The sequence below is a fragment of the Microbacterium sp. HJ5 genome, assembly GCF_054824025.1.
Genome location: NZ_JSYE01000013.1, coordinates 60,580 through 79,266 on the forward strand (window position 1 = coordinate 60,580; position 18,687 = coordinate 79,266).

General features: G+C 70.8%; 20 protein-coding genes and 1 tRNA gene. 15 read left to right on the plus strand and 6 right to left on the minus strand.

Annotated features, from left to right (window positions below; translation table 11 throughout):
- Nucleotides 1–88: 88 nt before the first annotated feature.
- The gene (locus tag OB08_RS06745) at nt 89–727 is read right to left on the minus strand and encodes an MBL fold metallo-hydrolase (RefSeq protein ID WP_461473426.1); all 639 of its coding nucleotides are present in this window, start codon (nt 725–727) and stop codon (nt 89–91) included.
- A 107-nt stretch (nt 728–834) separates the two neighbouring features.
- Between OB08_RS06745 and OB08_RS06750 the strand changes: the two genes are divergently transcribed.
- Nucleotides 835–910: transfer RNA gene (locus OB08_RS06750), tRNA-Glu, on the plus strand.
- A gap of 85 nt (nt 911–995) precedes the next feature.
- Here the strand turns inward: OB08_RS06750 and OB08_RS06755 are convergent.
- Entirely contained in the window at nt 996–2,186 is a 1,191-nt protein-coding gene (locus OB08_RS06755) for a DUF4349 domain-containing protein (RefSeq protein WP_461473428.1), read from the minus strand.
- Entirely contained in the window at nt 2,183–2,740 is a 558-nt protein-coding gene (locus OB08_RS06760; RefSeq protein ID WP_461473430.1) for an RNA polymerase sigma factor, read from the minus strand. Before OB08_RS06760 ends, OB08_RS06755 begins: the two co-directional genes overlap by 4 nt.
- A gap of 283 nt (nt 2,741–3,023) precedes the next feature.
- On the opposite strand from OB08_RS06760, the gene OB08_RS06765 reads away from it, so the two are divergent.
- The 7 genes from OB08_RS06765 (at nt 3,024) to OB08_RS06795 (ending at nt 10,759) form a co-directional block, all read left to right on the plus strand.
- On the plus strand, nt 3,024–4,148 hold the full coding sequence (locus OB08_RS06765; RefSeq protein WP_461473432.1) for a TerC family protein: 1,125 nt from the start codon (nt 3,024–3,026) through the stop codon (nt 4,146–4,148).
- Between the two features lie 204 nt (nt 4,149–4,352).
- Nucleotides 4,353–5,831: a 3-isopropylmalate dehydratase large subunit gene (gene leuC, locus OB08_RS06770; protein WP_461473434.1), complete on the plus strand. Its 1,479-nt coding sequence runs from the start codon at nt 4,353–4,355 to the stop codon at nt 5,829–5,831.
- Nucleotide 5,832: 1 nt separating this feature from the next.
- Nucleotides 5,833–6,429, plus strand: a complete 597-nt coding sequence (leuD, locus tag OB08_RS06775; protein WP_461473436.1) for a 3-isopropylmalate dehydratase small subunit — start codon at nt 5,833–5,835, stop codon at nt 6,427–6,429.
- A gap of 73 nt (nt 6,430–6,502) precedes the next feature.
- Nucleotides 6,503–7,870 (plus strand): UDP-N-acetylglucosamine 1-carboxyvinyltransferase, encoded by a 1,368-nt coding sequence (murA, locus tag OB08_RS06780; protein ID WP_461473438.1) that lies wholly within the window; start codon nt 6,503–6,505, stop codon nt 7,868–7,870.
- 22 nt (nt 7,871–7,892) lie between these two features.
- Nucleotides 7,893–8,642, plus strand: coding sequence for a lysophospholipid acyltransferase family protein (locus tag OB08_RS06785; protein ID WP_461473840.1), 750 nt, complete (start codon nt 7,893–7,895; stop codon nt 8,640–8,642).
- Entirely contained in the window at nt 8,632–9,768 is a 1,137-nt protein-coding gene (locus OB08_RS06790) for an NAD(P)H-dependent glycerol-3-phosphate dehydrogenase (protein ID WP_461473440.1), read from the plus strand. The genes OB08_RS06785 and OB08_RS06790 overlap by 11 nt, the downstream gene beginning before the upstream one ends.
- Complete coding sequence (locus OB08_RS06795; RefSeq protein WP_461473442.1) at nt 9,668–10,759, plus strand: D-alanine--D-alanine ligase family protein; 1,092 nt, start codon at nt 9,668–9,670, stop codon at nt 10,757–10,759. The genes OB08_RS06790 and OB08_RS06795 overlap by 101 nt, the downstream gene beginning before the upstream one ends.
- A 30-nt stretch (nt 10,760–10,789) precedes the next feature.
- On the opposite strand, the gene OB08_RS06800 is transcribed toward OB08_RS06795, so the two are convergent.
- Nucleotides 10,790–11,272 carry a DUF3515 family protein gene (locus OB08_RS06800; RefSeq protein WP_461473444.1) on the minus strand — a complete coding sequence of 161 codons (483 nt, stop codon included), beginning with the start codon at nt 11,270–11,272 and terminating at the stop codon, nt 10,790–10,792.
- Between the two features lie 22 nt (nt 11,273–11,294).
- On the opposite strand from OB08_RS06800, the gene thiL reads away from it, so the two are divergent.
- Nucleotides 11,295–12,284, plus strand: a complete 990-nt coding sequence (gene thiL / locus OB08_RS06805; RefSeq protein ID WP_461473446.1) for a thiamine-phosphate kinase — start codon at nt 11,295–11,297, stop codon at nt 12,282–12,284.
- 3 nt (nt 12,285–12,287) lie between these two features.
- Here the strand turns inward: thiL and rsmD are convergent, their stop codons facing one another.
- Nucleotides 12,288–12,863 (minus strand): 16S rRNA (guanine(966)-N(2))-methyltransferase RsmD, encoded by a 576-nt coding sequence (gene rsmD / locus OB08_RS06810; protein WP_461473448.1) that lies wholly within the window; start codon nt 12,861–12,863, stop codon nt 12,288–12,290.
- 22 nt (nt 12,864–12,885) lie between these two features.
- Entirely contained in the window at nt 12,886–13,470 is a 585-nt protein-coding gene (locus OB08_RS06815; RefSeq protein ID WP_461473450.1) for a 1-acyl-sn-glycerol-3-phosphate acyltransferase, read from the minus strand.
- Between the two features lie 74 nt (nt 13,471–13,544).
- Between OB08_RS06815 and OB08_RS06820 the strand changes: the two genes are divergently transcribed.
- Genes OB08_RS06820 through mutM form a run of 6 tightly spaced genes read left to right on the plus strand, consistent with a single transcriptional unit; the run spans nt 13,545 to nt 18,675 of the window.
- Nucleotides 13,545–15,704 carry an ATP-dependent DNA helicase RecG gene (locus tag OB08_RS06820; RefSeq protein ID WP_461473452.1) on the plus strand — a complete coding sequence of 720 codons (2,160 nt, stop codon included), beginning with the start codon at nt 13,545–13,547 and terminating at the stop codon, nt 15,702–15,704.
- A 13-nt stretch (nt 15,705–15,717) separates the two neighbouring features.
- Complete coding sequence (gene coaD / locus OB08_RS06825) at nt 15,718–16,215, plus strand: pantetheine-phosphate adenylyltransferase (protein WP_461473454.1); 498 nt, start codon at nt 15,718–15,720, stop codon at nt 16,213–16,215.
- Between the two features lie 58 nt (nt 16,216–16,273).
- Nucleotides 16,274–16,828, plus strand: coding sequence for a YceD family protein (locus tag OB08_RS06830; protein ID WP_461473842.1), 555 nt, complete (start codon nt 16,274–16,276; stop codon nt 16,826–16,828).
- Between the two features lie 2 nt (nt 16,829–16,830).
- Nucleotides 16,831–17,040, plus strand: coding sequence for a 50S ribosomal protein L32 (rpmF, locus tag OB08_RS06835; RefSeq protein ID WP_045297913.1), 210 nt, complete (start codon nt 16,831–16,833; stop codon nt 17,038–17,040).
- Nucleotides 17,041–17,054: 14 nt separating this feature from the next.
- Nucleotides 17,055–17,756 carry a ribonuclease III gene (gene rnc / locus OB08_RS06840; RefSeq protein ID WP_461473457.1) on the plus strand — a complete coding sequence of 234 codons (702 nt, stop codon included), beginning with the start codon at nt 17,055–17,057 and terminating at the stop codon, nt 17,754–17,756.
- Nucleotides 17,749–18,675 carry a bifunctional DNA-formamidopyrimidine glycosylase/DNA-(apurinic or apyrimidinic site) lyase gene (gene mutM, locus OB08_RS06845; protein ID WP_461473459.1) on the plus strand — a complete coding sequence of 309 codons (927 nt, stop codon included), beginning with the start codon at nt 17,749–17,751 and terminating at the stop codon, nt 18,673–18,675. The genes rnc and mutM overlap by 8 nt, the downstream gene beginning before the upstream one ends.
- Nucleotides 18,676–18,687 lie beyond the last annotated feature (12 nt).

Here is an 18,687-nt window from a genome sequence, read left to right on the forward strand (position 1 = left end):
CTCTCCGAGTCCCTCGATGCGAGATGAGACGACGGATGCCGCGGGTCGAAGCCGCGCGGCATCCGTCGTCTGCGTCTGCGGGGCGGTCTCAGAGGTCGGTGGAATCGCCCGGGTCCAGGATGAGGAACCCGCCGCCGTCCTGCTCCACCGCCCAGCGCAGCCGGGCGCGGCCCATGTCGCGGCCGATCACCGACAGGGTCATGTCGTGCGTTCCGAACGCCTGGCGAGGCGCGACTTCGAGGACGAAGTCCATCGCGTCGCCGATCTTCAGCCAGGGAGCGCCCACCGGCGCGGCGAGCAGACGCACCTTCTTGCCCGACGGCACCGCGTACGAGTCGCCGGGGTAGTAGAACTCGTCGTTGACGAGCACTCCGACGTTGTCGATGACCGGGATCGACTCGTGGATGACGGCGTGCTTCCCGCCGAAGAACTCCAGGCGGAAGGGCTCGAGATCGAGCGTGTCCCCGGGGTGCACGACCGTCACGTCGTAGCCGGCGGCCGCTTTCGCGACGCCCTCCGGGGCGTAGATCGGCGTTCCGGGGAAGGCCTTGAGCAGCCGGTCGAGGTGATCGGGGGTCCAGTGGTCGGGGTGCTCGTGGGTGATGACGATGCCCACGACGTCCTCGAGCAGAGACAGGGGAGTCGTGAGCGATCCCGGGTCGATCACCAGGGTGCGCCCCGCCTCGAGCAGGGTCAGGGTGGCGTGCTCGAACTTGGTCACTCGCATGTCCCGAGTCAATCCGCGAGGAGCGTCCTGGGCAAGCGCCGCGCCGCTTCCCCCCTCGATTTGGAGACGGCATGAACGCCATGGCATAATCGAACGGTTGCGAAAACGGCCCCATCGTATAGCGGCCTAGTACGCCGCCCTCTCACGGCGGTAACGCGGGTTCGAATCCCGCTGGGGTCACCAACACCAAGAGAAGCCCGGTCCATCGGACCGGGCTTCTCTTGTTCCTCCGCGCCGCCGGGACGACCCACCGGCGGGCGGGTCCGGGTCAGATCACGGGGTCGTCCATGTCGGCCCGCTCTGCGCGCCCCGCGGCCGCGGCATCCGCTCGCCGTGCGGCGCGTCGACCGCGCACCAGGCGGATGACGGCCCACACGATGAGCGCCGCGACGGCGGCCACGAGCAGCCAGGGCAGCAGGAAGCCGAGGGCGATCACGATGCCGTTGAGTGTCGCGACCAGGCCGTTCCAGCCGGCGACGAGGCCGTCGCCGAATCCCGCGGGGTCGGCCTCGACCGTCTCGACGACGGGGACGAGGGTCACCGTGAGCGACGACATCGCCACCTGGTCCTCGAGCATCTCGAGCTGCTGCTGGTAGGACTCCAGCAGCGCCTGCCGCTCCGAGAGCGCGGCCTCGGCGGCGATCAGGTCGGCCACGCTGGTCGCCTCGGCCATGAGATCGACCAGGCGATCGACGGATGCCTGGGCCGCGTCGATGCGCGCCCGCAGGTCGACGGCCTGCTCCGTGACGTCCTGCCGGTTGATGGACGACGCGGTGACCTCGCCCACGTCCGAGAGCTCGTCGATCATCGCGGGCAGTTCGTCTGACGGGACACGGACGCTGATCCACGCCCCGTCCGGCGTGTACGGGTACGGCCTCGAGTCGTACGCGATTCCGGTTGCGGGGTCGACGGGGGAGGACACGCCCGTGGTTCCGATGCTCATCGATTCGACGTAACCGTCGTGTGCGACCGCCGAGTTGCCGATCGTGCGGGCGGCGACGGTGACGTCGTCGACCGACACCGTCGCCGACGCGGAGGAGATGATCTCGCGCTCGCCGGACTGATCGGTGCCCATGACCGCCGCCCCGGGGTCGGTGACGGACTCCTCAGCCTTGCCTCCGGCGCCGTCGTCGGGCGTGCTCGCGCCCGCGTCGGCGCCGCCGAGGTCGCCGTCGGACTCGACGGGGGCGTCGGGGGCGACCGCGGACTGGTCGCTGCCGACGCCGGCGCCGCCGGAGACCAGCGGCACCACGCTCGGGGCGATGATGGCGGCGATCGCGATGACCGCGGCGGCCGCACCCCCGGCGAGCCAGATCCGCCCGCGACGGGCGCTGCGGTCGTGCCGCTCCGACCGCTCGCGGGCGATGTCGGCGAAGAGGGCGTCCTCGATCTCGTCGACGCGCTCCGCGCTGAGCTCGGGAAGCTCCGGCGGTGCGCCGGTGGGCTGCTGCGTGTTCATGTGCTCTCCTTCACGACGGTCCGGAGGCGGGTCCGGATGCGGGAGAGACGGTTGCGGACGACCCCGTGCGCCACTCCGAGCTCGTCGGCGGCCGCCTGGTAGGCGTAGCCCTCGGCGGCGCAGAGGCGGAAGATGTCGCGATCGAGGGGGCTGAGGCCGGCGACCTCCTGCAGGATGCGGTCGGCGAGGTCGGCGCCGATGACCTGCTCTTCGACGTCGACGGTCGCGGGCAGCGTCTCATCGGCCGCCGCCGCGGTGTGCTCGCGATCGCGCTTCTGCCGGCGCATGCGGTTGGCCGCCTGGAAACGGCACACCGTGGCCAGCCATGGCAGCAGCGAGTCCCCGGCGAGCTCGAGCCCGGGGAGCTTCCGCCACGCGACCAGGAACGTCTCCTGCGTCACGTCCTCCGCGTCGGCCGCGTTCCCGACCAGCCCGTGGGCCAGCCAGTACACCGGCCGCACGTAGGCGCGGTACAGCGTGCGGAAGGCGTGCTCGCTGCCTCCTGCCGCCTGCGCCACGAGCGCAGCGTCGTCCCGCTCGGTGTCCTGTGGCATTCCCGTCCTTCGGCTCCACGGTCCCGCCCGGAGAGGCCGGGCCGCGGAGCACCATTGTCTCTCACGGTGTCAGTGTCGGGAGGGTCCGCATCGTCTCGCGACGCCGGGGGCGGCATCCGATGCCTGTATCCTGGACGGGCGAGAGGGAGTATCCCGACAGCGCGCATCCGTCATCACGGGTCCCGACAGTGCGATCCCGGGTGCGCGTCGCGGCCGGCAGTGCCGCGGGGAGAGACTCTCGGCTTCCGCCGTCCCTCCGCACTCTCCCCTCGAAAGGCCCTGAATGGACCTCGAACTCCCGCTGTGGTTCGAAATCGGATCCCTCGTGATCCTCACCCTGATCCTCCTGGCAGACCTGCTCCTCATCCTGAAGCGCCCGCACATCCCATCGACCAGGGAGTCGACGCTGTGGGTCGTGTTCTACGTCACGCTGGCGCTCATCTTCGCCGGGCTGATGTGGGTCTTCGCCGGCGCAGAGTACGCCGGCCAGTTCGTCGCCGGCTGGCTGACCGAGTACAGCCTGTCGATCGACAACCTGTTCGTCTTCGTGCTGATCATGACGCAGTTCGCGGTGCCCCGCCGGTACCAGCAGGAGGTGCTGATGGTCGGCATCATCATCGCCCTCGTGCTGCGCGGCCTGTTCATCCTCGCCGGCGCCGCCATCATCGAGCAGTTCAGCTGGGTGTTCTACATCTTCGGCGCGTTCCTCGTGTGGACGGCCTGGCGCCAGGCGTTCCCTGGCGGGGACCACGATGAGGACGTCAAGCAGGAGAACTTCGTCGTCCGGATGCTGCGGCGCTTCATCGACATCAGCGACCACTACGACGGCGCCAAGCTGCGCACGGTCGTCGACGGCAGGAAGATGTTCACGCCGATGATCATCGTGTTCGCGGCGATCGGCGTGACCGATCTGCTGTTCGCGATCGACTCGATCCCGGCGATCTTCGGCATCACGACGAGTCCGTTCATCGTGTTCACCGCGAACATCTTCGCCCTCATGGGCCTGCGCCAGCTCTACTTCCTGCTCGGCGACCTGCTCGACCGCCTGCGCTACCTGCACTACGGCATCGCGTTCATCCTGGCCTTCATCGGCGTGAAGCTGGTGTTCCACGCCATGCACGTGAACGAGCTGCCGTTCATCAACAACGGCGAGCACATCGAGTGGGCTCCGGAGATCTCGACGTGGATGTCGCTCGGCGTGATCATCGTCGCGATGACGGTCGCGACGGTCGCAAGCCTCATCGCCTCGGCGCGCGACAGGAAGAACACCGCTCCGGATCCCGCCGCCGTGGCCGCCGCCGCCGAGGCGCCCGCCGGCACCGAGGCGGCCGCCGAGGCCGCGACGGTGGTCGCCGAGGAGAAGGGCACACCGCCCACCGTGGAGCAGCCGCATCGCGACGCCCACTGACCCGACGCGACGGGCGCGCACGTGTCACACGACGTCGTGCGCGGCCCGTCGCCGAGCGGTCGGGTGGTAGCCTGGCCCCGTGCGGATCGCTCGCCTTCTCCTTAGCGGCCGCGACGAGTCCTAGTTCCCAGGCCTCCCTCGTCGCGGAGTTCGTCGCGGGCCTTTCCCTTTGCGGACAACGTCCCCTCCGAGGAGAACAGAGCAATGAGCAATCCCGACGCATCCGGCATTCCCGATCGTCCCCGCACCCTGGCCGAGAAGGTCTGGGACGACCACCTCGTCGTCAAGGGCGAGGACGGCCAGCCGGACCTCATCTACATCGACCTGCACCTCGTCCACGAGGTGACGAGCCCGCAGGCCTTCGACGGCCTCCGGGCCGAAGGGCGCCCGCTGCGCCGCCTCGACCTGACGATCGCGACCGAGGACCACAACACCCCGACTCTCGACATCGACAAGCCGATCGCCGACCTGACGAGCCGCACGCAGATCGACACGCTCCGCCGCAACGCCGAGGAGTTCGGCGTCCGTCTGCATTCCCTGGGTGACAAGGAGCAGGGGATCGTCCACGTCGTCGGCCCGCAGCTGGGCCTGACGATGCCCGGCATCACGGTGGTGTGCGGCGACAGCCACACCAGCACGCACGGCGCGTTCGGCGCGATGGCGTTCGGCATCGGCACGAGCGAGGTCGAGCACGTCATGGCGACGCAGACCCTTCCGCTCAAGCCGTTCAAGACCATGGCGATCACCGTCGAGGGCGAGCTCCGGCCCGGGGTCACCGCGAAGGACGTCATCCTGGCGATCATCGCCGAGATCGGGGCCAACGGCGGGCAGGGCTATGTGCTCGAGTTCCGCGGCAGCGCCATCCGCTCCCTCTCGATGGAGGGCCGCATGACGATGTGCAACATGTCGATCGAGGCCGGCGCGCGCGCCGGGATGATCGCACCCGACGACATCACGTTCGAGTACGTCAAGGGCCGCCCGCACGCACCGCAGGGCCAGGACTGGGACGACGCGGTGGCGTACTGGCGCACCCTCCCCAGCGACGAGGGCGCGGTCTACGACGCCGAGGTGTATCTCGATGCCGCCGACCTCGAGCCGTTCGTCACGTGGGGCACCAACCCGGGTCAGGGCGTGTCGCTGTCCGACGTGGTGCCGACGCCGTCGGACATCGCGGATGCGAACGAGCGCGCGGCCGCGGAGCGGGCGCTGGAGTACATGGACCTCGCGCCCGGCACTCCGCTGAAAGACGTCGTCGTCGACGCGGTGTTCATGGGCTCGTGCACCAACAGCCGCATCGAGGACCTGCGGGCGTTCGCCTCGGTGGTCCGCGGCCGCACCAAGGCCGAGGGCGTGCGCGTGATGGTCGTGCCCGGATCGGCGCGCGTGCGCCTCGAGGCCGAGGCCGAGGGGCTCGACAAGGTCTTCACCGACTTCGGAGCGGAGTGGCGCTTCGCCGGATGCTCGATGTGCCTCGGCATGAACCCCGATCAGCTCGCACCGGGGGAGAGGTGCGCCTCGACTAGCAACCGCAACTTCGAGGGGCGCCAGGGCAAGGGCGGCCGGACGCATCTCGTCTCGCCCCTCGTCGCGGCGGCGACTGCCGTCCGAGGCACGCTGTCGAGTCCGAGCGACCTGGAGCCGATCGAGACCGATGCGGTCGCGCCGGCAGGAGCGGAGGCCTGACATGGACAAGTTCACCACGCACACGGGCATCGCCGCGCCGCTCAAGCGCTCGGCCGTCGACACCGATCAGATCATCCCCGCCGTCTACCTCAAGCGCGTGACGAAGACCGGCTTCGAGGACGCCCTCTTCGCGAGCTGGCGCCAGGACCCCGGCTTCGTGCTGAACCAGCCCGCATACGCCGGTGCCAGCATCCTGGTGGCCGGTCCCGACTTCGGCACCGGTTCCAGCCGGGAGCACGCCGTGTGGGCACTGCGCGACTACGGTTTCCGCGTCGTCCTCAGCTCGCGGTTCGCCGACATCTTCCGCGGCAACGCGGGCAAGCAGGGCCTGGTGACGGGCGTCATCTCGGACGCCGACGTGGAAGCCGTGTGGGCCGCGATCGAGGCCGAGCCGGGCATCTCCATGACGGTCGATCTCGAGGCGCGACGCGCGACGATCGGCGCACTCGAGGTCGCTTTCGACATCGACGATTACACTAGGTGGCGGCTTCTCGAAGGGCTCGACGACATCGGGCTCACGCTGCGCAACGAAGACAAGATCGCGCAGTTCGAGGCTCGCCGCGAGGCATGGCGGCCACGGACGCTCCCTGTTCCGTAAGCCAGGCCCACGCCCCACCCGGGCACTCGCGCCGATCCCGCCGCCCCTCGAAGACACAAGTGAGGTCCACCGGATGAAGTCCGCTCTCAGCGTTACGCCCAGCACCCCCGCGGACGGCGAACCTGCCGGCGAGGTCCTCGCCATTCGCGGAGGGCGTCCGTTGACGGGCCGTGTCGAGGTGAAGGGCGCGAAGAACCTCGTCACCAAGGCGATGGTGGCCGCGCTGCTCGGCGAGACCATGAGCACGCTGCGCGACGTGCCCGACATCAGCGACGTGCAGGTCGTGCGCTCGCTGCTCGAGGTGCACGGCGTGCGGGTGTGGGACGGCGACGAGGAGGGCACCCTCCACTTCGACCCGAGCGGTGCCGAGTCGGCGCACTTCGAGGCGATCGACGCGCACGCCGGAGCCTCGCGCATCCCGATCCTCTTCTGCGGACCCCTGCTGCACCTCCTGGGCGAGGCGCTCATCCCCGACCTCGGCGGCTGCCGCATCGGCGACCGGCCGATCAACTTCCACATGGACGCCCTGCGCGCGTTCGGCGCGGTCGTCGACAAGAGCTACGAGGGCATCCGCATCACCGCGCCGAACGGCCTGCACGGAGCCTCGATCGAGCTCCCGTACCCGAGCGTCGGGGCGACCGAGCAGGTCCTGCTGACCGCGGTGAAGGCCAAGGGCACGACCGAGCTGCGCAACGCGGCGATCGAGCCCGAGATCATGGACCTCATCGCGGTGCTGCAGAAGATGGGCGCGATCATCTCCTACGAGCCCAACCGCGTCATCCTCATCGAGGGCGTCGACGAGCTGCGCGGCTACGATCATCGCGCCATCTTCGACCGCAACGAGGCCGCGTCGTGGGCGTGCGCCGCGCTGGCGACCGACGGCGACATCTTCGTCGGCGGTGCCAAGCAGCAGGAGATGCTGACCTTCCTCAACGTCTTCCGCAAGGCGGGCGGCTGGTTCGACATCCACGAGGACGGCATCCAGTTCCGCCGGGGCGGCGCCCTCAAGCCCGTCGTCGTCGAGACCGACGTGCACCCCGGGTTCATGACCGACTGGCAGCAGCCGCTCATCGTGGCGCTCACGCAGGCCGAGGGCACCTCCACCGTCCACGAGACGGTGTACGAGAACCGCCTCGGCTTCACGCAGGCCCTCGTGCAGATGGGCGCCGACATCGTCGTGCACCCGCGCGGGATCGACGCTCCCGACCGCCGGGTTCCGCGCCGCGAGCTCGAGCAGGCTGCCGTCATCACCGGTCCGACGCCTCTCCACGGCGCCGACGTCGTCGTGCCCGACCTCCGCGGCGGCTACAGCTACGTCATCGCAGCCCTCGCGGCGGAGGGCGAGTCCGTCGTGCGCAACGTCGGCATCATCCGGCGCGGCTACGAGAAGTTCCTGACCAAGCTCGAGACGCTCGGCGCCGACTTCGACGTCATCGGATAGTCCTGTGGCTCCCTCGTCCCCGATGCCGCGGGCGTCCCGTGAGAAGACCCGCCCGAGCGTCTTCTGGCCGCTCGCCGCGGTCGCCGCGCCGCTCATCGCTCTGCTCTTCAAGCTCGAGATCCACGGTGCCGAGAAGCTGCCGCGCGAGGGCGCGTACGTCCTCGCGCCGAACCACTACTCCGAGGCCGACCCGCTCGCCGTCGCCCTCGCGGTGTGGAAGGCCGGCCGCGCCCCTCGCTTCATGGCGAAGGAGAGCCTCTTCCGCGTCCCCGTGCTGGGCTGGATCCTGCGCAGCACCGGTATGGTGCCGGTCGCGAGGTCGTCGTCGGCGGCATCCGCTCGTCAGACGCTCGAGACCTCCGAGACGCTCGTGCGACTCGGACGCGGGGTGATCGTCTACCCCGAGGGCACGCTCACCCGCGAGCCCGACCTGTGGCCCATGCGCGGCAAGACCGGCGCTGTGCGACTGGCGCTGGCCGACGCGATCCCGGTCATCCCGATGGCCCACTGGGGTGTCCAGCAGGTGATGCCGCGATACGGCAAGCTGAAGCTGTGGCCCCTCCGTCGTCGTGTGCGCGTGGTGTTCGGCGACCCGGTCGACCTGAGCGCCTTCTCGGGCGGACAGCAGCCGGTGAACCTCGCCGCGGCCACCGACCGCGTGATGGCCGACGTCGCCGACCTGCTCGCGCAGCTGCGGGGCGAGCCCGCCCCGGCACAGCGGTGGAACCCCGCCGATCACGGGCAGAAGGAGACGGGTCGCCTTGAGCCGTAGACAGGATGCCTCCCGCCCCCGCGTGGCGGTGATCGGAGCCGGCAGCTGGGGAACCACCTTCGGCAAGATCCTCGCCGACGGCGGCGCGAACGTCACGATGTGGGCCCGCCGGCCCGAGCTCGCGAGCGAGATCCACGAGGGCAAGCGCAACAGCGAGTACCTGCCGGGGATCAACCTCCCGCGCAGCATGTACGCGACGCACCACCTGTCCGAGGCGCTCGACGGCGCAGAGCAGGTGTACCTCTCGATCCCGAGCCAGGCGGTCCGGCAGAACCTCAAGGCCGTCCGCCCGCTCGTCTCACGCAGCGAGGTCCCGATCGTGTCGCTCATGAAGGGCGTCGAGCGACGGACCGGACTGCGGATGAGCCAGGTCATCGAGCAGGAGCTCCACTGCGACCCGGCGCGCATCGCCGTGGCATCCGGTCCGAACCTCGCTCTCGAGATCGCACGCGAGCAGCCGACGGCCGCCGTCATCTCGTCGACGAGCCAGGAGACCGCCGACGCGGTGGCCCGGCGCGCACGCAACGGCTACTTCCGCACGTTCGTGAACACCGACGTCATCGGCACCGAGTTCGGCGGCGTGCTCAAGAACCTCATCGCCGTCGCGATCGGCATCGTCGACGGCGTCGGCTACGGCGAGAACACCAAGGCGTCGATCATCACGCGCGGTCTGGTCGAGATGACCGACTTCGCGGTCGCCTTCGGCGCGCACCCCGAGACGCTCCAGGGTCTCGCCGGTCTCGGCGACCTCATCGCGACGTGCCAGTCGCCGCTCAGCCGCAACAACACCGCCGGGCGCCTGCTCGGTCAGGGGTACCGCTTCGACGACGTCGTCAAGCAGATGAACCAGACCGCCGAGGGGCTCGCGTCCGTGGCGCCCATCCTCCAGCTCGCGAGAGAGGTCGGCGTCGAGATGCCGATCGTCGAGCAGGTCAAGATGGTCCTCGACGGAACGATGAACCCGCGCGACATCGCGCCGCATCTCACGACAGACGACGACACCCCGAAGGGCGAGAGGACGCAGAATGGACAGGCCGGCGGTGGCGGTGCTCTTTGGCGGTCGCTCCAGCGAGCACTCGATCAGTTCCGCCACGGCGGGAGGGGTGCTGCGGGCGATCGACCGTGACCGCTACCGGGTGATCCCGGTCGGCATCACGCGCGACGGCGTGTTCGTCCTCGAGGACGACGATCCCGACAAGTTCGCGCTCGACGCCGAACGGCTGCCCGAGGTCGTCGACAACGGCACGCGCGTCCTGTGGCCCGAGGGCGGCGGCGACCGCACCCTGCGCGTGCGCCGCGCCGACGGCACGATCGACGAGGTCGGCACCGTCGACGCGGTGCTGCCGATCCTGCACGGCCTGCACGGCGAGGACGGCACGGTGCAGGGCTTCTTCGACACGCTCCGCATCCCGTACGCGGGCGGCGGCGTGCTCGACTCGGCCCTGTGCATGGACAAGCACTTCATGAAGATCGTGCTCGCGGCGGCCGGCGTGCCGGTGTCGCCGTGGGTCACGGTGACGCGCCGGCAGTGGGAGCGCGATCCCGAGCAGGTGCGAGCGGATGCCGCGTCCCTCGGCGCCATCACCTTCGTGAAGCCCGCGCGCGCGGGGTCGAGCGTCGGCGTCTCCAAGGTGCACGACGCCTCGGAACTCGCAGCGGCGCTGGAGCTGGCCTTCGCCGAGGACGACAAGGTGCTCATCGAGTCGGCGATCGTCGGGCGCGAGGTCGAGGTCGCCATCCTGGAGGGGCGCGACGGAGCCGGCTCCCGTGCCTCGCTCCCGGGCGAGATCGTGCTCACCACGCGCGAGTTCTACGACTTCGAGGGCAAGTACCTGGGAGGCGACGGGGCGGACGTCGTGTGCCCCGCCGACCTCACGGACGCCGAGATCGCGGCGCTCCAGGAGCTCGGCGTGCGCGCCTTCGACGCGGTCGACGGTCGCGGCCTGGCGCGGGTGGACTTCTTCCTCACCGACGACGGCCTCTTTGTCAACGAGCTCAACACGATGCCCGGTTTCACGCCGATATCGATGTTCCCCAAGTGCTGGATCGCGTCAGGTCTGTCGTACCCCGAACTGATCACCGAGCTCATCGACACGGCGCTCGACCGCGCGGCCTGACCGGGCACCGCGGCAGGCCGCAGCCGCACGTCAGTCGCTCGCGGCGTCATCGCGGGCCACGCACGTCGACCCGTCCGCCGGGAGGCGCGAGACCACGAGCGACAGCGCATCGAGGACCTCGGCGCTCGCAACCACGTCGTTGTCGAGGTAGACCTCGACGGCGGGCACGCGGCCGAAGGACGTCACGCGGTACTGCGGGGCGTCGGTCTCGTCGATCACCCAGTCCACGCCGTTCACGGTCTGGCACGGAAGGGTGGTGGGGCCGAGCGGCTCGAGCCCGCACGTGAACAGGACGGCGGCGGGTTCGCCCCACGCGGCCGTCGCCTGCGCGTCGGTCCATCGTCGGGGCTGCCCGGCCAGCGAGCCGGGGAGTCCGACGGACACGTCGGCGCAGGCCGGATCGTTCGCGTCCGCCGCGGGCTGCATCGAGACGGTGCTCGCACAGCCGGCGAGACCGGCGGTGCAGGCGATGAGGGCGAGCATGAGGGCGGTCAGGCGGCGCGCTCGGGTCACCCGTCCAGGCTACCTTGGGGGGATGAGTGCCTCGGATCCGCGCGTCGGCGACCTGACCGAGGGCGCGATCCTCCGCGGCATCCTCGACCGCCTCGCGCCGACCCGCGCGGTGGTCGGCCCGGGCGACGACGCCGCCGTCATCGCGGTCGCCGACGGCCGCGTCGTGGCGACCGTCGACACGCTGGTGCACGGCCCCGATTTCCGCCTGGCCTGGTCTGACGCGTTCGACCTCGGCTGGAAGGCCGCCGCCGTCAACCTCGCCGACGTCGCCGCGATGGGCGCGCGACCCACCGCTCTGCTGGTCGCGCTGGCGATGCCCGATGACACCCGCCGCTCGTTCGTCGAGGGTCTCGCAGACGGTCTGCGCGCAGCGTGCGATTCTCTCGCCCCCGAATGCGCGGTCGAGGGCGGAGATCTCACCGTCTCCGACACGCTGACGATCGCCGTCACCGCGCTCGGCTCCCTCGACGGGCGTGCGCCGGTGCTCCGCTCGGGTGCCCGCGCCGGCGACGTGGTCGCGGTCGCGGGAACGCTCGGTCGCGCGGCCCGCGGGCTCGCGATCCTGTTCGAGCGATTCACGGATGCCGCGGGCGCGCCGCTCGCCGTGGACGGCTCCGCGCTCACGGGCGAAGAGCGCAGCGACCTCGCGGTGCAGCTTCGCCCGCGCCCTCCCGTGGCGCTGGGCCCCGTCGCCGCCGATGCGGGCGCGACGGCGATGATGGACGTCTCCGACGGGCTCGTGCTCGATGCGGCCCGGCTGGCCGCGGCATCCGGCGTCTCCGTCTCCTTCGATTCCGCCGCCCTCGGTCCCGATCCCACGTCCGCGCTCTCGGGCGGCGAGGACCACGCGCTGCTCGCGACGTTCCCGAGCGGCTCGGTGCTCCCCGACGGCTTCCGGATCGTCGGCGTCGTGACCGAGCGTGGGGTCGATGCCGTGACCGTGGACGGACGCCCCCACGACGGCAGAGCCGGATGGGATCCCTACCGCGACTGGGATGCGGGCCGCGGCTGAGTGTCAGTCGTCGGCGGACGCCGTCGCGCGCGACCACCACAGCGTCGTGTCGCCGTAGCGCTTGGACCGCTCGGCGACGAGCCCGGCCGGCAGCGCCGGCTCGGGGGAGCGGGACGCCCGCTCCACGATGACGATCGCATCCGGCGCGAGGGTCGGCGCGAGGAGCTGGAGCGCGTGCGTGAGCTCGTGGTCGCCGAGATCGTACGGAGGGTCGATGAAGACGAGGTCGAACGGCCCGCGCGCGGTCTGGAGGAAGGAGAGCACCGCCGAGCGATGCACGGCGATCGCGGCATCCCGGCCGATCGCCTTGGTCACCTTCGCAGCATTGCGCTGGACGACGGATGCCGCGCGCGGCGCCTTCTCGACGAGATCAGCGCGCGCAGCGCCGCGGCTCACCGCCTCGAGTGCGAGGGCTCCGGAGCCGGCATACAGGTCGAGCACCGCCGCACCGCGGAGGGCGTCGGCCGATTCGAGCGCGCCGAAGAGCGACTCGCGCACGCGATCGCTCGTCGGGCGGGTGCCGGCGTCGGGCACCTCCAGGGTGAGCGAGCCGGCCCGGCCCGCGATGATGCGCGTCACACGCCCACGATAGCCGGGCGGCTCAGGCGGCCGTCTCGGCGCCGCCTTCTTCACGCAGACGCGGCTCGGTGCGGTACTCGGGACGCAGACCGGACTTGTCGGCGTAGAAGGCGCGGATGACGTCCATGTCCGCCTTCACATCTCCGGTCAGGTCGATGGTCGGACCGAGGCCGGTGGTCATGGTCGTGCGGTCGACGTAGCCCAGCGTGACCGAGAGTCCGGTCTCGCGGGCGATGCGGTAGAAGCCCGACTTCCAGTACGCGCCGGCGCCCCGCGTGCCCTCGGGAGTGACGACCAGGCCGAAGGTCTCGCCGCCGCGGATGCGCGCGACGACGTCGCCCACCACCCGAGAGGGGTCGGAGCGGTCGACCGGGATGCCGCCCAGACGGTGCATGATCGGGCCGCGCCAGCCGCGGAACAGACTCGACTTGCCCAGCCACCGCACGTGGATGCCGAGGCGCCACGCGATGCCGAGCATCAGCACGAAGTCCCAGTTGGACGTGTGCGGGACGCCGAGGAGAACGGTCGGGCGGTCGGGTGCCGGCTCCGAGGACAGCGTCCAGCGACTGCAGGCCCAGTAGACGCGGGAGAGGAGTCGTCGGAGCATCCGGCAACCGTACGACACCGCCCTGTGGTTACGCCGACAGCAGCGGCGTCGCCGGTCGAACCTAGAATCGCAGCATGCCGTCGTTCACGCTCGAGTCCCGCCTGGACGGCGCCGTCGGCGGCAAGACCGCGTCGGCGCTCGAGCGCGCGTTCGGGATGCGCACGGTCGGCGACCTGCTCGCGCACTACCCGCGCCGCTACGCGAAGCGCGGCGAGCTCACGCCCATCTCGTCCCTCCCCGTCGGAGAGCCGGTGACGATCGTCGCCGAGGTCAAGCGCGCGAACGAGCGCCGCATGCAGAACCGCAAGGGCTCGCTCCTCGAGGTCGTCATCAGCGACGGCCACGGCGACCTCTCGCTGACCTTCTTCAACCAGTCGTGGCGGGTCAAGGACCTGTCGCCCGGCCGGCGGGGCATCTTCGCCGGCAAGGTGGGGGAGTACCGGGGCGCGAAGCAGCTCGCGCATCCCGATTACGAGCTCTTCGACGACGAGGCGACCGCGCGGCTGACCGCCGAGGCCAATGCCAATCTGCCGATCCCGATCTACCCCGCGACGAGCACCGTGGCGAGCTGGCAGTTCGCGAAGATCGTCGACCTCGTGCTCGACGGGCTCGGCGAGGTGCCCGACCCGCTTCCTGACGACCTCCGCGCGCGGCACGGGCTGCTCGAGGCGCGCAAGGCGGTCGAGCGGATCCACCGCCCCGAGTTCGAGGATCAGATCGAGCCGGCGCGGCAGACGCTGCGCATGCACGAGGCGTTCGTGCTGCAGGCGGCCCTTCTCCAGCAGCGGGCCTTCGTGCGCGCGCTCTCGGCGACCCGGCGCGCGCCAGGAGCGCTGCTGGCACGGTTCGACGAGGCGCTGCCCTTCCCGCGCACGCCCGATCAGGTCAGCGTCGGCGAGCAGGTCGAGCGAGATCTGCAGGGCGACTGGCCCATGAACCGCCTCGTGCAGGGCGAGGTGGGGTCGGGCAAGACCCTCGTCGCCCTGCGAGCGATGCTCCAGGTCGCCGAGAGCGGGGGTCAGTCCGCGCTCATCGCGCCGACCGAGGTGCTCGCCGGGCAGCACCTCCGCTCGATCGCGAGGATGCTCGGGCCTCAGCTCGCTCCCGAGCTCATGCCCACGCTGCTCACCGGGCAGATGCCGGCCGCCGAGCGCCGCAAAGCCGCTCTGCGGGTGGCCTCCGGGCAGGCGCGCATCGTCGTCGGCACGCACGCCCTGCTCAGCGAGACCACCACGTTCGCCGATCTCGGTCTCGTCGTCGTCGACGAGCAGCATCGGTTCGGCGTCGAGCAGCGTGAGTCGCTGCGGGCCAAGGGCTCGTCGCCGCACGCCCTCGTGCTCACAGCGACGCCGATCCCGCGCACTGTCGCGATGACGGTCTTCGGCGACCTCGACGTCTCGACCATCCGCACGATGCCGGCCGGCCGAGCGGGCATCCAGACGTTCGTCGCCCCGCTCGCCGAGAAGCCCGCGTGGTTCGGGCGCGTGTTCGACCGCATCGCCGAGGAGGTCGCCGAGGGCCGGCAGGCGTTCGTCGTGTGCGCCGCGATCGACGCGGAGGCGCTCACCAAGGACGACACCGCCGATGAGCCCGTGGGCGACGAGACCGCCGCGCCGCGCACCCGCTGGGGGGTGGTGCAGGTCGCCGACCTCCTGTCGCGGCATCCGGCCTTCGCCGACATCCGCGTCGAGATCCTCCACGGCAAGATGCCTTCCGACGACAAGGACGCCGTCATGCAGGCGTTCGCGCGCGGCGACATCGATGTGCTCGTGGCGACCACGGTCGTCGAAGTCGGGGTCGACGTGCCGAATGCCTCGACCATGGCGATCCTCGAAGCCGACCGGTTCGGCGTGTCTCAGCTGCATCAGCTGCGCGGACGCGTCGGTCGCGGCGGTGTCCCCGGGCTGTGCCTGCTGGTCACCGAGGCGGGCATCGGGTCGCCGGCGCGCGAGCGTGTCGACGCCGTCGCCGCCACGCTGGACGGCTTCGCCCTCGCAGAGGTCGATCTCGAGCTGCGCGGCGAGGGCGACGTGCTCGGCGACGCGCAGTCCGGCGCCCGGTCCTCGCTCCGGCTGCTGCGCGTGGTGAAGGACGCCGACGTGATCGCAGAGGCGCGCATCGCCGCCGAAGCCGTCCTCGACGAGGACCCGGCGCTCACGCGCCACCCCGGACTCGCGGCCGCCCTCGAGCGCCGAGTCGGCATCGAGGAGCGCGCGGCCCTCGCGAAGAATTGAATAGGCTGGCCGCATGAACAGCCGGATCGCCGTCGTCCCCGGGTCCTTCGACCCGCCGACCCTCGGTCACCTCGACGTGATCCGCCGAGCGGCCTCGCTCTACGACCAGCTCCACGTGCTCGTCGTCCACAACCCCGGCAAAGAGGCGATGCTCCCCATCGCGCAGCGCCTGGCCCTCCTCGAGCAGTCGATCGAGGAGAGCGACATCGACGGCGACGTCGTCGTCGCGTCGTGGTCGATGGGTCTCCTGGTCGACTACGCGACGGATGTCGACGCCGGGGTGCTCGTCAAGGGCATCCGCTCACAGGTGGACGTCGCCTACGAGACGCCGATGGCGATCGTCAACCGCCACCTCGCCCACGTCGAGACGGTCTTCCTGCTGCCGGACCCCGCTCACGCCCTGGTGTCGAGCTCGCTCGTTCGCCAGGTGGCGTCGCTCGGGGGCGACGTGTCGCCGTTCGTCCCGCCCGCGGTCGCCCGCTTCCTCGACACGGGCGCACGCGACCTGTGAGCTCCCGGCCCTCGTCCAGGGCCCGGCGCTACGATGGTTGATCGTGGTCAGACAGCATGTGACGGGTCCGTTCGTGATCCGCGTGAAGGACATCGTCCGCCGTCCCGGCGAGATGCGGGAGCTCCGGTTCGAGGTCCCCGCTCCGGAGAAGTGGGGCGAGGGCCTGGTCTCCGTCGAGGCGGGCGTGCCCGTCGACATCGACGTGCGCCTCGAGTCGGTCCACGAGGGCATCCTGGTGTCGGGGAGCGCCGATGCGGAGTACGCCGGCGTCTGCGGACGCTGCCTCACCGACATCGCCGAAGGGCTCCAAGTCGAGTTTCAGGAGCTTTTCGCGTATCCTGGAGAGGAAGCAACTGACTTCGAGGTTCAAGACGACCACGTGGATCTTGAAACTCTGGTCAGGGATGCGATGGTCCTGTCGCTTCCGTTTCAGCCGGTGTGTCAGCCGGATTGCCCCGGCCTCGATCCGGCCACGGGTGAGCGGATGACCGAGAGCACCGGGCCAGAGCAGCGCGAGCCCCTCGATCCTCGCTGGGCCGCGCTCCAGGACTACACCACAGACCACGACGCAGAAGCACCGCGCCTCCGCGCCGAGAACACAGAAGAGAGCTAGCTATGGCAGGCAACCCCCCGAAGCGGAAGGTCTCCCGTTCCAACACGCGCTCGCGTCGCGCGCAGTGGAAGGCCGAGGCCCCCACGCTGGTCAAGACCGTCGAGAACGGCAAGACCGTCTACAGCCGTCCGCACCAGGCGAAGGTCGTCACCGACTCGCAGGGCACCGAGCTGTTCCTCGAGTACAAGGGCCGCAAGGTCGCCGACGTCTGATCGCCTCTGGCGACATGACCGACGTCATGGATGAGCGCCTCGCGCTCACCGAGCTCACGCAGAAGCTCGGGGTCGACATCGACTCCGAGCTTCTGTCGCTTGCGCTCACGCACCGCTCGTGGGCGTACGAGAACGGCCAGGTGCCCCACAACGAGCGCCTCGAGTTCCTCGGCGACTCGGTGCTCGGGCAGGCGGTGACGGTGCGTCTGTTCACCGGTCACCCCGAGCTCGAAGAGGGTGCGCTGGCCAAGCGCCGGGCGAGCGTCGTCTCGACGGTCGCGCTGGCCGAGATCGCCCGCGGCATCGGTCTCGGCGCGCACCTGAAGCTCGGCCGCGGCGAGGACCTCACCGGCGGTCGCGACAAGGACTCGATCCTCGCCGACACCATGGAGGCCGTCATCGGCGCGACCTACCTGTCGGCCGGTCCTGACGCCGCGACCGGTCTGGTGCTGCGTCTGGTCGAGCCGCTGCTGGCCGACCCCGAGCGCTACGGCGCCGCCATGGATCCGAAGACGAGCCTGCAGGAGCTGGCCGCCCGATCCGGGGCCCAGCCCCCGGCGTACTCGGTCTCGTCGACCGGCCCCGATCACGACCGCACCTTCACGGCGGTCGTCGTCGTCGGCGACGTCTCGGCTGAGGGCGTCGGCACGAGCAAGAAGCAGGCTGAGATGGCTGCAGCGCTGCGGGCCTGGAACGAGCTCAGCGGACGTGCCTGAGCTCCCCGAGGTCGAGGTCGTCCGCGCCGGCCTCGCACCCGCGGTGACGGGCGCCACCGTCCTGGGAGTCACGGTTCTCGACGACCGCGCCCTGACGCGCCACGCCGGAGCGGGTGCCGACTTCGAGACGGCGCTCACGGGTCGCGGCCTCCGCTCGGCTGTGCGCCGCGGCAAGTTCCTCTGGCTTCCCCTCGAGCCGCGCAGCGGCGGAGGCGAGCCCGTCGAGGCCGTGATCGGCCATCTCGGCATGAGCGGACAGCTGCTCCTGCGCGCGCCCGGCGCGGCGCCCGAGCGGCACGAGCGCGTGCGTATCGACCTCGTCCATCCGGCGCACGGAGAGGTGTCTGTCATCTTCGCGGATCAGCGCACGTTCGGCTCGCTGGCCATCGACGAGCTCGTCCCGACGGCCGACGGCGCCCCGGGCGGCTTGGGCGGGGGCGAGGCATCCGTCCCCCGTCAGGTGTCGCACATCGCGCGGGATCCGCTCGATCCGGCATTCGCGGATGCCGCGTTCCGCGGTCTGATCGCCCGGAAGCACTCGGGCATCAAGCGCGTGCTCCTCGACCAGTCGGTCATCAGCGGCGTGGGCAACATCTACGCCGACGAGTCCCTGTGGGCGGCGCGCATCCACCCCGAGACGCCGGCCGCCGCGCTGTCGACGCGCGCGGTGAACCGGCTGCTCGCCGAGGTGCGTCACGTCCTCGAGAAGGCGCTGGCCGAGGGCGGCACCAGCTTCGACGCCCAGTACGTGAACGTCAACGGACGGGCCGGCTACTTCGCGCACTCGCTAAACGCCTACGGCCGGACGGGCGAGCCCTGCCCGCGGTGCGGGCGACCGATCGTGCGCGTGTCGTTCACGAACCGGTCCAGCCACTTCTGCCCGCACTGCCAGCGCGGGCCGCGGCATCCGTCCTCCTGAGAGAGCGGATGC